11 protein-coding genes are annotated in these 12,591 nt (G+C 37.2%); 1 reads left to right on the top strand and 10 read right to left on the bottom strand.

Annotated elements, in window-relative coordinates; genetic code table 11:
* Positions 1-13: 13 nt before the first annotated feature.
* The 10 genes from ACE198_RS24210 to ACE198_RS24165 form a co-directional block, all read right to left on the bottom strand.
* Entirely contained in the window at positions 14-985 is a 972-nt protein-coding gene (locus tag ACE198_RS24210; RefSeq protein WP_375377335.1) for an ATP-binding protein, read from the bottom strand.
* Positions 985-1,683 (bottom strand): response regulator transcription factor, encoded by a 699-nt coding sequence (locus ACE198_RS24205; protein ID WP_375377334.1) that lies wholly within the window; start codon positions 1,681-1,683, stop codon positions 985-987. Before ACE198_RS24205 ends, ACE198_RS24210 begins: the two co-directional genes overlap by 1 nt.
* 114 nt (positions 1,684-1,797) lie before the next feature.
* On the bottom strand, positions 1,798-2,715 hold the full coding sequence (locus tag ACE198_RS24200) for a class I SAM-dependent methyltransferase (protein ID WP_375377333.1): 918 nt from the start codon (positions 2,713-2,715) through the stop codon (positions 1,798-1,800).
* Positions 2,716-2,921: 206 nt separating this feature from the next.
* On the bottom strand, positions 2,922-3,407 hold the full coding sequence (locus ACE198_RS24195; protein ID WP_251462712.1) for a CBO0543 family protein: 486 nt from the start codon (positions 3,405-3,407) through the stop codon (positions 2,922-2,924).
* A gap of 234 nt (positions 3,408-3,641) precedes the next feature.
* Positions 3,642-4,913: an SLC13 family permease gene (locus ACE198_RS24190; RefSeq protein ID WP_375377354.1), complete on the bottom strand. Its 1,272-nt coding sequence runs from the start codon at positions 4,911-4,913 to the stop codon at positions 3,642-3,644.
* Positions 4,914-5,013: 100 nt separating this feature from the next.
* A complete protein-coding gene (locus tag ACE198_RS24185) occupies positions 5,014-6,180 on the bottom strand; it encodes a sialidase family protein (protein ID WP_375377332.1) in 1,167 nt (388 codons plus the stop codon).
* A gap of 29 nt (positions 6,181-6,209) precedes the next feature.
* Positions 6,210-7,256 carry a 4-hydroxythreonine-4-phosphate dehydrogenase PdxA gene (gene pdxA, locus ACE198_RS24180; RefSeq protein ID WP_375377331.1) on the bottom strand — a complete coding sequence of 349 codons (1,047 nt, stop codon included), beginning with the start codon at positions 7,254-7,256 and terminating at the stop codon, positions 6,210-6,212.
* Between the two features lie 13 nt (positions 7,257-7,269).
* Positions 7,270-8,169, bottom strand: a complete 900-nt coding sequence (dapA, locus tag ACE198_RS24175; protein ID WP_375377330.1) for a 4-hydroxy-tetrahydrodipicolinate synthase — start codon at positions 8,167-8,169, stop codon at positions 7,270-7,272.
* Between the two features lie 11 nt (positions 8,170-8,180).
* Complete coding sequence (locus ACE198_RS24170) at positions 8,181-9,338, bottom strand: iron-containing alcohol dehydrogenase (protein WP_375377329.1); 1,158 nt, start codon at positions 9,336-9,338, stop codon at positions 8,181-8,183.
* Positions 9,328-10,572, bottom strand: a complete 1,245-nt coding sequence (locus tag ACE198_RS24165; protein ID WP_375377328.1) for a four-carbon acid sugar kinase family protein — start codon at positions 10,570-10,572, stop codon at positions 9,328-9,330. Before ACE198_RS24165 ends, ACE198_RS24170 begins: the two co-directional genes overlap by 11 nt.
* 167 nt (positions 10,573-10,739) lie before the next feature.
* Between ACE198_RS24165 and ACE198_RS24160 the strand changes: the two genes are divergently transcribed.
* Complete coding sequence (locus ACE198_RS24160) at positions 10,740-12,527, top strand: PrpR N-terminal domain-containing protein (protein WP_375377327.1); 1,788 nt, start codon at positions 10,740-10,742, stop codon at positions 12,525-12,527.
* Positions 12,528-12,591 lie beyond the last annotated feature (64 nt).

Genomic DNA, 12,591 nt, shown 5'->3' with positions numbered 1-12,591 from the left:
CAAAAAAACGCCATTAGAAAATAATGCGCACGGTGGTTCCTTGGTTTATGGTGGATTCGATTTCGATACGATGACCGAGTTTTTCGCAGATTTGCTTGGTGAGATGGAGGCCCATTCCGGTGGATTCTTGAAAGTTGCGGCCATTTTCACCTGTAAAGTAGGGATCAAAGACACGGGGTAAGTCGCTTTGGGGAATCCCGACTCCTTCATCACGGATTTCTAAAACGGTATTTATTCCACGCTTATAGCCATGAAAGTATATTTTACGATTCTCCTCAACGGTATAGCGCAGGGCATTGGTCATCAACTGGGTAATGGCAAAGGACAACCATTTCTCATCTGATGCCACTTGAAGACCCCCATCGATTTCTATCACTGGGAACACTCGCTTCCGAATAAATAAGCGTTTCTGGCTGGATGTCACAGAACGGGCAACGGTTTGCAAATTTAGGGTCTCCACATAAAAGTCGCGTTCAAAAGTATCTAAACGTGCTGTGTATAAAACCATATCCAATCCTTTTTTAAGACGATCCAACTCATCCCTAATTGCGCTGGAACGGGAATCATCCTCATCCTGGACAATTAAATGAATAACAGACAAAGGGGTCTTCATTTGATGCACCCATTGATTGATAAACTGAATATGCCCCTCCAGTTTGTATTTATAATTATGAATGTCTGTTTTATAGTGACGGAATTGGATTTTCAAAAGCTGTTGTAAGCCCTCCGCCAGTGGGCTTTGCTGTACATTGCTTGTAAAATCCTCCATGGAGGTCAGCTGTTTTTCCATCCGCTGGTAGAACGAGCGATTCGTGATGTATCGAAAAAAGAGATAACCAATTAGGAGGCATGTACTTAGGAATGCCGCATAAAGACTTATCGATAAATGACGATAGCCGTCAAGCCAATAAATGCCCGTTATCACGACTAATTGAAGAAAATAAAAGAGAATCAATGCCAGCTGTTCCCGAAAAAAAAGCCTCATCACATATGCCTCCAGTTCGGAGCGAGCCGATACCCTTGACCGCGGATCGTTTGAAGGGCATCATCAATAGACAATGCTGCTAATTTTTTCCGAACACGTGTTACGTACACATTCAAAGTATTATCATCCACAAAAGCTTGATCGTCCCAAATCTTCTCTAAAAGCCTGTCACGGCTGACGACACGTTCTACTTTTTTCATTAGTTCATCTAAAATTTTTGCTTCCGTATGGCTCAGGTCAATTTCCTGTTCATTTAAAGTTAGCCGCAGCCGTTCCACATCCAAGATTAATCCTTCCACTGAGGTCGTCCGCTCATTATTCCCACTAGCATAAGTTCCATAAGCTCTTCGGAGGTGACTATTTATTTTCGCCGTAACAATTTCATAATCAAAAGGTTTCGTGATATAATCATCCGCTCCATTTTCTAGTGCCATCACTTGGTCCATCTTTCCTTCTCGAGCAGAAATAAAGAGAATCGGACAAGTTGAAACACTGCGAATTTGCCGGCACCAATAGTAACCATCATATTTCGGCAAATTCACATCCAATAAAACGAGGTGTGGTTCAAATTTCTCAAATTCCCCACGGACCGCATCAAACTTTTCAACGGACTTTGTATCATACCCGAATTTATGTAAATGCTCTTTCAGCAAGTTCACCAATTGTTTGTCATCTTCAATTATAAAAATTTTAAACATGATAATACTCCTTCCCTATACTCCTCCTTGATTGTATCAAATGGCCGCAAAAAAATGGAAATAATAGCAAAAAACACCGCTAGGGAGCTCAGAGCGGTGCTTGGCAAATCATAACTATTTACTCACAACGAGATGAGCAAAATGAAAATGCTCAAAGGCATGTAATCCATCTTCTCTTCCCTTAAAATACATCTCCTCAATATTAGCTGGAGAGAGATTTTCATAGAGTAACATCTGGCAGTCCTGGAGCTCCAAGTCCAGTTCAAACGGATCGTAGCCAGTAATCATCGGTTCACCCGTTTGGGCGGTAATTTGTCTCATTTGGGTTAGTTTCTTAGAGGCTAGTCTTTCATTAAAAGCAGTATCATCGAGGTAGTCAAAGATAAATGAACTCCCGTCTGCGGACATTTCCGCCACAGAAGATAGTAATTGGTAGAACTCCTTTTTAGCTAGGTACATGACCACGCCCAGCAGGCTAAAATAAGTATATTGTTGTTCATCAAAGCCGCTTTTCTTCAGTTCTGCACGAAGAGAATCACTTTTAAAATCTACGGGTACGAATCTAACATTTTTGGGAATATCAATACCGATTTCCTGGAGACGATTTATCTTAAAAGCTTGGGTTGCAGGATGGTCAACCTCATAAATAATAAAATCCTCTGGAAGCTTTTCTTGTCTTAAAGCAAAGGTATCGAAACCCGCACCGAGAATGACATACTGTTTAAACCCACGTTCGATTGCAGACCTAAGTCCATCTTCTGCATATCTTGCCCGGCTGACTAATTGGGGAATGGTCTGGTTGTTCATCACCCACATTAGCTTTTCATCAAAGGTTTCCAATGTTTCGCTTTTTTCTTGATCAAAGAAGGCAATTGCGTTAGCCCAGTTGGTGGCGATTAACTGTTTTTCTTCTTCATTTAAGAGTGAATGAGCAATAAAGTCATTAAAAATCGGATCTATACTGGTAGATGCATGATAACCCCTGGCAAAGCAACTAACTATTGCGGTCAAGCTTTCCTTCCTAGTTTGCAAACAGGTTCCCCCTTCATAATCCCTTATTAACGCAGAAAAACTCCTAACAGAGCTCTGCTAGGAGTTTATTTTATGATAGAAACATACCTATTGTCAATAAATTAATATTATATCATAAATCAATTGATTCGTCAACTAAAACTTAACCTGAATAATAAAAAACACCCGGTCCGCAACTTTTCATTCGACCACCGTGATTACACCTATTATTCAATTACCTTTTGATTCCCCTTTAATTTATCCAATATTTTCAGTAATCCAACAAAACCTCTAATTGTAAATAATGTAAAATTTACACTGCCAAAAGTATGGAAGACTGTCCATTTTCTCCATTTAAATAGCTTTGTATTCCTTTCCATATACCATTGACCAATACTCATAGGAACACTAAAAATCAAACTTTTCAATAGTATTTTCCAAAATTTATCTTTGTAAGAAATCTTGACCCAGATCACACTTAAAATCGGGAAAAATAGTATGTCATAAATAATGTTCGTTTTAAAAATCTTCGGAAATGGACGAACTGGATATGCAACTCTTTTTGTTCCAACTACATACGCATCAATAAGAGTAGCTAATACTCCTTTTGAGAAAAAAATGACGAGAGTTTCTCTCATTTTTGATCCTTTAAATAGAAATGGCAAGGAAATAAAGCATAAAGATGTAAGTAAATTTAAGAGTTTTTTCTCCATATTAAGCATCCTTCCAAAGAAATTATGATTGACTATATTAAAATATCCTATTTTGATTAATATTATCCTTTGAAAAAATTTAAATAATTACCTGTAAGTAATTATGACTTATTGGGCAGCATTTTTTTATCTTAATTTTGTCTGTAATATCATAAAAAAAGACTCAATCCCGTTAAGTTCTCTGGATTGAGTCTCGGATTTAAAATTATTAATGCTGTTCCTTCTAGCACTTCATCAGTTTACAGGGAATATAAGCATTGCACCTGCACACAGTACAATAATACGGATTAGGTACATAGGTACGGAGAACAACCAGAACTGCGGAAGTTTATATTTACCCATGCCTAAAATCATCGCGGGCATACCATCGATTGGCATGTATCCGCCGTTCCATCCAGATACGACAACGGCAACTGCGGCAGCAACAGGATTAAGTCCCAAACTTAGGCTGGTTGCAATAGCGATTGGCGCAAAGATGAAGACAGAACCCATATTTGAACCAGTAAATGTAGCACAGGTACTGGTAAGAAGTGCGAAAATTAAGATAAGAATGAATGGACTGATATTAGTACCTAATGAATCTGCCACAACCTTTCCGATCATAGCTGTAAATCCAGAGTTAGCCAGAGCGTCCGCAACGCCGATCACACCAGCCATCATTAGGATTACAGGTGCACCCATATTGTCGCGAGCTTCCTTGAAGTCAAGTACATTCATAAATAGTAAGATTGCTCCAGCAAGACCAGGGATTACAAACGAAGCATTACCTAATTGGTTCATTAGCATCATACCAATAACACTAAGGACAAATAGCACGATGGTAGTGTATTCTTTCCATGCAGGCAAAGCCGCAAACTCAGCCGTAGCAGCTACCTCATCCATGACGGAATCTTCGGAAATTGGATGATCTGGCAGAAGACGATAAGCAATCAAACTCCATGCCAAGAAACCAAGAGCCAGGATGAAATTCACTACAGCAAATTTTGTCATTGAAAGCCCATCGTGATAACCTGCCGTTTCCAGTACGCTGACAGTAACACCATAGAAAAGTGCTACATTGAAAGGAATCAAAGGGTGGTTAGTCGCAAACCCCAAAGGCATCATCAGTTTAGACGTAGGCATTTTTTTATTGTAAGGGATCGTAGATATTAAGGATAAAATGAGTACATAGTAACCAGTAGCACCGGCACCTGGTAAACTGGCACCAAGCATAACGACCACAAGCAATAGAGCATAGCTCTTATAACCGCCCTTATTTACCAAAGCAAGCATAGAGGCCTGAACCTTGCCAATCAGGCTAGTCTTCATTAGTGCCGCCATAACAACCATAAATCCGGCAATCATGATAACACTTGGGTTCACGAAGCCTGCGAAAGCCTCTTGGACAGTAGACAAACCGGTGACTACTAGCAGAAGGCAGGCTAGGATTGGTGGTGCACCGAAGGCCATCTTGTCTGACATAATCAATCCAATCATCAGGATCAAGATACCAAGGGCAAGAATCATGTGCAATGTCATATCTTATTTCTCCTCTCTTAATTACCAAGTAAACTGATATTTTGTTAAATTGGTTTTATCCCCAAGCGTTCCGGTGGTAACTTACGATCTAGCTGATTTCTCCAGATGTAGGATTGTAAACCCCTTCATTTTCACGTTTTTCACCATAGATATCTTCAACTGAAAAACTATTATATTTTACACATATTCTATTCTTATATGCGTACACTAAATGCAATCTTCTTTCCTCATCTTGATAAATAGTAGGATATTCAAATTGTGAATTATTCGTCTTATTCTCTGCACCAATGAAACCTTCTGCGTGTTCAATAATCCGGCCGACTGGCCAAGTATGTCCGCCATCTTCTGAAACTGAAACCACTACCGGATTTCTCAATCCAGGCCATGCTACTTTCCCTTTTTCAGGATTATTTGCAGCGTTTGCATTGTAGGCAATGGCAATGGCACCGTTATCCAATTTGATTGCACTTATACTAGCATTATTATTTGGTAAGGTTGTTGGTTCAGGCGCTGTCCATGAGTCTCCATTATCTGTTGACTCACTTCTATAGATATAATCCGCAAATCTACTTCTCATAAATGCTACTAAATGACCATCCTCTAATTCGACCACATTGGCATGTACTCGTCCGTTACTATCAGGCATGCGAACTTCTTTCCATGTCAGTCCTTCATCATCAGATACTTGAAATACGGTAGGATCGTTTGTCAGACCTAATTCTGAATCTTCACAGATCCATGTGCTAAAGATCCATCTGCCATTACTTAATACTTGAATCGCTTGTCGAACAAATGTACCAGGCTGGCTAAATAATACTTCCGGTTCTGTCCAAGTTTCACCACTGTCGTATGTTTTCTGATATTTAATAATAGACGTAAACTGCATATTATCTTTACCTGGTTGTCTACCTTCCTGAGAAGTATAGATTAACCAAATGGATTTATCAGGAGCTTGGAAGAATGATGGGTTTTGCTCACTGCGCGTATCATCCTGCGAGACAATTTTCGGTTCATTCCACTCTCCCGTTTCATGGTTAAATTTCGATAAGACAATAGAAATATCGGGACTGCCTTCAAATGAACCTGCAAACCATGCACATAATAAATCTCCGTCGTCTAACTTAATAATCGTTGGTGCATGTGCGGTTGAAAAAGGACCAGATGGAATTAATGAAAAATCAATATTTGTATAATCATCATGAACTAATTTACCGTTTGGAATCGACCTGTTAATGACTAATGTATTGTTACCCATACGAATCACCCTATCTTTCTATTAAATTTCTATCTAATTGCCGCTTCTTTATTTACATTATTTGCTAGCTGGACCGCGTAATCAATAGCATTTTCAAGACTAAGTTCACTCGCCGTCATCTTCCCTGCTTGGTCGAATGCTGTTCCGTGATCCACTGAGGTTCGGATAATTGGCAATCCTAATGTAATATTTACTCCAGAAACCTCTTTCCATTTATTTTCTTCTTTATCAAATACAAACCCTAAAAGTTTCAATGGGATATGGCCTTGGTCATGGTACATGGTCACAACGATATCATACATTCCACCACGAGCTTTTGAGAATACGGTATCTGCTGGTAAAGGTCCGAATACATTAATCCCTTCACTTTCAGCTGCTTCAATCGCGGGGATGATCTCGTCAATTTCTTCTGTACCGAACAATCCATTTTCTCCACAATGTGGATTTAATCCCGCCACAGCAATCCTTGGGTTTTCAATCCCCAAGTTTACACAAGCATGATGAGCAATGTTTATTACATCTAACACTCTTTCTTTTTTAACTAAATCGCAGGCTTGTCTCAAAGAAACATGCGTTGAAACGTGAACCACTCTTAAATCACCATCAGCTAACATCATAGAAAATTTATTCGTATTTGTAAGCTGTCCATAAATTTCAGTATGACCGGCAAAGTGATGTCCCGCTAAGTTTAACGCTTCTTTATTTAATGGATTCGTAACGGTCGCATCTACTTTCCCTTCAAGGGCTAATTCAATGACTTTTTCCACATAGAGATAGGCTGCATTTCCGGCCTCTTTAGACACTTCACCAACCTGTAATTCATTTGCATCGACAGAAGCTAAGTCAATGACATCGATTGTTCCCCATTCATACAATCCATCTTCCGGTGTAGTTATAGCATTTACTTTCAACTGAATCTCCGGGAACTTCTCTAAATAGCTCTCGACAATACTTTTATCTCCAACTAGTAAGGGGTTACATTTTTCATATAAGCCTTTCTTTTGAAAAGCTTTGATTGAAATTTCAGGTCCGATACCTGCAGGATCACCCATTGTTATTCCGATAATTTTTTTCATAATGCCCTCCTAACTACTTCATTCCCAATTCAATATTTTCATTTAATACGGATTTTAATGCTGTAATTCCTTCATCAGACACTTGATTGAATGGCGCACGGCACTTCCCAACCGGATAGCCTAACAGGTCAACAGCCGTTTTAACCACAGTATTGGGATTTGCAAATTTAAAACAATCTCTGAAACTTCTGATTGAATCTTGAAATTTACGTGCTTCTTCCACATTACCATTTACAAACTGTTCGTATATTTGTGCCATAGTAAACGGATATACATTCGAACATCCTGCAATACCGCCAGTTCCTCCAGCAAGTAACGTCCATAATATTAATGAATCATTACCTGATAGCACAGAGAAATCTTCTCGATGTCTAGTTCTTTCAATATATTGAAGAATATTATCAAAGTTTCCGCTGCTATCTTTGACACCAACAATATTGTCGATGTGACTTAGTTTTTCAACAGTCGCAGGTTGAATTGTATTACCCGTTCTAGCTGGAATATTGTATAAAACAATAGGCATATCAACCGCTTCAGCAACTGTTTTAAAATGATGATAGATCTCTTCTTGAGTGGCTGTTGCAAAATAGGGTGTAATGATGGATAAGTAGTCTACACCAACACGCTTAGCTTCTAGCGACAAGCGAATGGTATCTTGTGTTCCAACTAATCCTGTGGATGCATAGACTGGAACCCTTCCCGCAACAGTTTTAACTACTGTTTCCATGACTTTCACTTTTTCTTCTTCACTTAAAATATACCCTTCACCATTCGTGCCAAAGGTAAAAATACCATGAACGCCATTCTCAATGACTCTATTCACCTGATTTACGAGCTCTTCATAGTTAACTTCTTCATTGTCATACATGGGTGTCACAATGGGTGAAATAATTCCTTGTAATTTGTTTTTCACATGAATCACTCCTACATAATTTCTAGATAAATTTTACGGGCATCTTCTGGTGTTACTTCTCTCCTATTATTCACAAGCAATCGTTGAACTTCCATTCCAGCCTCGACTAATCCTTCAAGATCTTCCTCCGGTACATTGAAAGCTTTTAAGCTAGTTGGGATTTCAAGTGTTTTCACGATGTTTTCGATGGAATCAATGATATATTTTGACTTTTCATTTACCGTCAACTCTTCATTTTTTTCCTTTACCACTCGATCATAAGCTTTCGCTAAGAGGTCAATAATAACCGGCTCATTAAACTTCATAACTGGTGTTAGTAGAATGGCGTTAGAAACACCATGGGCAATGTGATATTTTCCACCTAAAGGATAGGACAAGGCATGAACCGCAGTAGTCCCTGAAGATGTAATCGCTACCCCAGCATAAAATGAACCTAATAACATATTCCGCTTCGCTTCAAGTGCATCTGGGTTTGTGCAAGCATCAATAATGTTATTCATAATTAAATCTAATGCCTCTAATGCAAAGGTATCACTGATTGGGTTTGCCTTTTTTGAAGTAAAGCATTCGATTGCATGTGCTAGAGCATCAATGCCTGTTGCAGCAGCAATCGGTTTAGGTAAATTTTTTATCATGTTGCTATCTAAAATAACGTGATCAGCAATTAATTCACCATTCACAATACCAACTTTTAAATTCTTTTCAGGTACACCTACAATGCTATTAGGCGTTGCTTCAGACCCTGTACCAGCTGTGGTAGGAATCATTAATGATGTCACTTGTTTTTTAGCTGCTAACGGATCCTCTAGTAAATCTTTTACAGTATAATCATCAGTAGATAAAACGGATGCTAATTTAGCGATATCCATCACACTTCCGCCGCCAACTCCAATGATAAAATCAGCGTTCAATGCTTTAAAATGCTCAACAACCTCTTGGGCTTCTGTGTAAGTTGGCTCTGTTGGTATATCAGATAAGATTTCGTACTCGATATGATTCTTTTCGATAATACTGATGACTTCGTCTAGCAATCCAACTTTAAGGATGCCTTTATCTGTAAAGATCGCGATTTTTGTCACGCCGTCTTTGATAAGGGTATGGAGGTTTTGCATGGCATCTGAACCTGCAAACACATTTGTTGGCATTTTTAAATTATAATTATTTAACATAATACACATCTCCTTTTTCACTAATCAATTCATGTAATTTAACAAATAGATCTTCATCACCAAACCCGCCAGATTTAGTAATGACATAATGTTTTTCATCCTTAAAATCAATACTTCCAAAAACAATTCCAGGGAATAATTCTTTCAGAGGTTTAATTTCGGTAATCCCGAATACCCTCATCGATTGATATAATGTATCTCCGCCTGTAAATAAGATTGTTCTTTTCATACCATTTGACATAAGCTTCTTTACTAAGTATCCGAGTGACTGTCCAATCCGAAATCTTAGTTCATTTCCTTGATCAGGTAGTTGATTGATTTCATCTGTTGATACCTTCCCAAATGTTTCAAACATGAGAGGTTGTTCCATGTTTAAATATTGAAGGATATTTTCTTGTCCTTTTCCTGTATCCCAATAGTGTTTATCCCAAAGCTGCTCTAGCGTTAACGATATTCGTTCGAATCCATTCACTTCCGCAAATGCAATTTGCTTTTTGGTTACTGGATTCACACTTCCACTGACAATCAATAATGGAAGTTCCATATCGTTTTGTGTGGTGTCCCTATTTTTATAGATGATCTTGGCTAATGCTTTAGCAAACCCGGCACACCCCACCGTGATCTTTAATGCATCATTTAGTAACAGCTCATGCCCTTGAGATAACATCTCCTCATCAGAGTGACTTTCTATTAACAAAATTCTTTCCTTTTTTGGAGGAATGTCATATTTTATTGTAGTATACGTTTTTAAATCTGCTTCTTTCAGTAGAAGAGTCGGGATATGGCTTTCCGTTACTGGTTCGTACGGATCTTGTCCAAAAACGCTTTCATTTACTGGAATGGAATCAATCAGTAATACCCCTTCACAACTAATGCGATTTTGTTCTGGATACGCCGGAAGAAAAGGAATGGAAACATCCTCGAAAACATCACTCAACGCTCTTAACTCGGAAGCCACATTTCCTCTTAAGGCGGAATCAACTTTTTTAAATATATATGGAATCTTTTCTTCTTTGGCTTTTAAGCTGATCTTCTTGATCACTTCATATGCTTCAAATTTATTCAAATATCTTGTTTCAGTATTGAATACAAGTACTTCTAACGGATCTGTAGTTTCGCCAAATTCAAACTCTAAATCAGAGGTCACTACAGTTTTCACACCATAATTAGAGAACTGAACTCCAGTATCAAGTGCCCCCGTAAAATCGTCAGCCATTATTAGTACCCTAATCATATGTTCACCACCTACGTTATAATTGAATTATAGGGTTATAATCTTTCTAAAAAAATATGATAATAATAAATATTGTTACATTTTGAAACTTTTATATTGAAAACGTTACCAGTTTTCAAAGATCCGTGATAAACTGTTTAAAAATGAAACATACAAGGGGAATATAAATGAAAAATATAACAAAAATCCTTGGTATCGCACCTTACGAAGAGTTAAGAAAATCAATGGAGAATGTAGGATCCACTTTCTCTAATATTTTGCTAAATACGTATACTGGTGATTTACAAGAAGGAAAAAATCTTGCCCTGGAGGTCATTCATAACGATTACGACGTTGTCATATCAAGAGGAGGAACAGCGGAGTTAATTAGGAAGAATATATCTATACCGGTTATAGATGTTTCAATTTCTGTATATGACATTCTAGGTGCGATCAAACTAGCAAATAACTACACTTCTAAATTTGCGATTGTCGGTTATTCAAGTATCACCGAAAATGCACATTTAATTTGTGACATATTAGACTACTCTGTGGAAATATACACGATAGATGATTCAAGTGATAAATTAGGTCTGCTAAAATCACTGGGGAAAAAGGGGATTAAATTAGTTCTTTGTGATGCCATAACGAATAAACTAGCACTAGAAATTTCTTTAAATACGATCCTTATTACATCAGGAAGTGAAAGTATTAGACGTACATTCGAACAAGCAATAGAGTTAAATATGCATCTTCAAAAATTAAAATTAAAAAATAACTTACTCAGAGAAGCTATTGAAAATTTTAAAACGGACTGTTTAATTTTATCCAGTCAGTTTGAGTTGATTTATTCCAGTTTAAATACAGAAATTAATGAATCCATCTATAATTATTTGCTTTATAAAAAAGAGACTGCTCCATTTAATGAATCACAAACCTTTTATCATTCAGTAAACAACACTCTATATAACTTAAAAGTAAATAGTTCAAATAAGGCAAATGATATTTTTTATATTGTCACTGTCCAAAAATCTGTAACACCTGTCATGAATGCTAAATTCGGTGTCACCTATGAAGATAAGTCAGAAGTGGAACAACAATTAAATAATAACTTATATAAAAATCCTATTATCACCGATGAGATTAAAGATAAAATTAAACAAATGGATGCAAATAATTCGCCCATTATATTACTAGGAGAAAGAGGCACAGGAAAATATATTGTCTCTCAGAGCCTATTCACCAGTCAAAATAATAACAATCATACAATGGTAACGATTAATTCTAACTTACTAAATGATACAATGTGGAAACATCTTTTAAACACTAGTAACGGCCCTTTCCTTGAAGTCGGCAATACCATCCAGTTTAATCACTTTGATAAAATTTCAAATGAAAACTTTGAAAAGCTAATGACTATTCTTGAATCTACTAACTTACACATAAATAATCGACTGATCTTTATTTGCGAAAAAACATCAGAAGGTATAACATCAGAATCCTATAAAGAATTAATGAATCGAATGAATTCGATAAGTTTCCTTCTACCTACCTTACGAGAAAGAAAAAATGAAATATCAGCTATATTGACGATGTTTTTAAATAAGGTAAATATTGAAAACAATACGGATATTATCGGGTACGAACCCAGTGCTCTGGTTACTCTTTCGCAATACAATTGGCCAGGTAATTTCATACAATTAAAACATGTTCTAACCGAATTAGTTTACTTATCTAAATCGCTATATATAACTAGTAATAACGTCAACAGTGTTTTGGGCAAACAAAAAATAGTGGAAACAATTTCTTATTCAGAGGATGGAATGAATATTCCACTTAACAGCAGCAAAACATTACATGAATTTAGTTTGGATATAATCCAGCAAGTACTTGACCAGCATAATGGCAACCAAACTTTAACAGCTGAGCAGCTTGGTATCAGTCGAACAACTTTATGGAGATACTTAAATAAATAAAAAAGCCTCTTACGATTGGATGAACCATGCTAGCAAAACCAGCATGGTTTATTCTAATATCCTT

It is taken from the genome of Neobacillus sp. KR4-4, assembly GCF_042136325.1.
Classification (GTDB): Bacteria; Bacillota; Bacilli; order Bacillales; family Cytobacillaceae; genus Neobacillus.
Note: the sequence above shows the minus strand (reverse complement) of the source record. Positions and strands in the feature narration are given on the sequence as shown.

What these genes read in the sequence shown, in the direction of transcription:
- ACE198_RS24190 (WP_375377354.1), bottom strand. Translation starts at nt 4,913, where the DNA reads ATGATTCTTGCCCTTGGTATCTTGATCCTGATGATTGGATTGATTATG.
- ACE198_RS24170 (WP_375377329.1), bottom strand. Translation starts at nt 9,338, where the DNA reads ATGTTAAATAATTATAATTTAAAAATGCCAACAAATGTGTTTGCAGGT.
- ACE198_RS24205 (WP_375377334.1), bottom strand. Translation starts at nt 1,683, where the DNA reads ATGTTTAAAATTTTTATAATTGAAGATGACAAACAATTGGTGAACTTG.
- ACE198_RS24185 (WP_375377332.1), bottom strand. Translation starts at nt 6,180, where the DNA reads ATGGGTAACAATACATTAGTCATTAACAGGTCGATTCCAAACGGTAAA.
- ACE198_RS24195 (WP_251462712.1), bottom strand. Translation starts at nt 3,407, where the DNA reads ATGGAGAAAAAACTCTTAAATTTACTTACATCTTTATGCTTTATTTCC.
- ACE198_RS24160 (WP_375377327.1), top strand. Translation starts at nt 10,740, where the DNA reads ATGAAAAATATAACAAAAATCCTTGGTATCGCACCTTACGAAGAGTTA.
- ACE198_RS24210 (WP_375377335.1), bottom strand. Translation starts at nt 985, where the DNA reads ATGAGGCTTTTTTTTCGGGAACAGCTGGCATTGATTCTCTTTTATTTT.
- ACE198_RS24165 (WP_375377328.1), bottom strand. Translation starts at nt 10,572, where the DNA reads ATGATTAGGGTACTAATAATGGCTGACGATTTTACGGGGGCACTTGAT.
- pdxA (WP_375377331.1), bottom strand. Translation starts at nt 7,256, where the DNA reads ATGAAAAAAATTATCGGAATAACAATGGGTGATCCTGCAGGTATCGGA.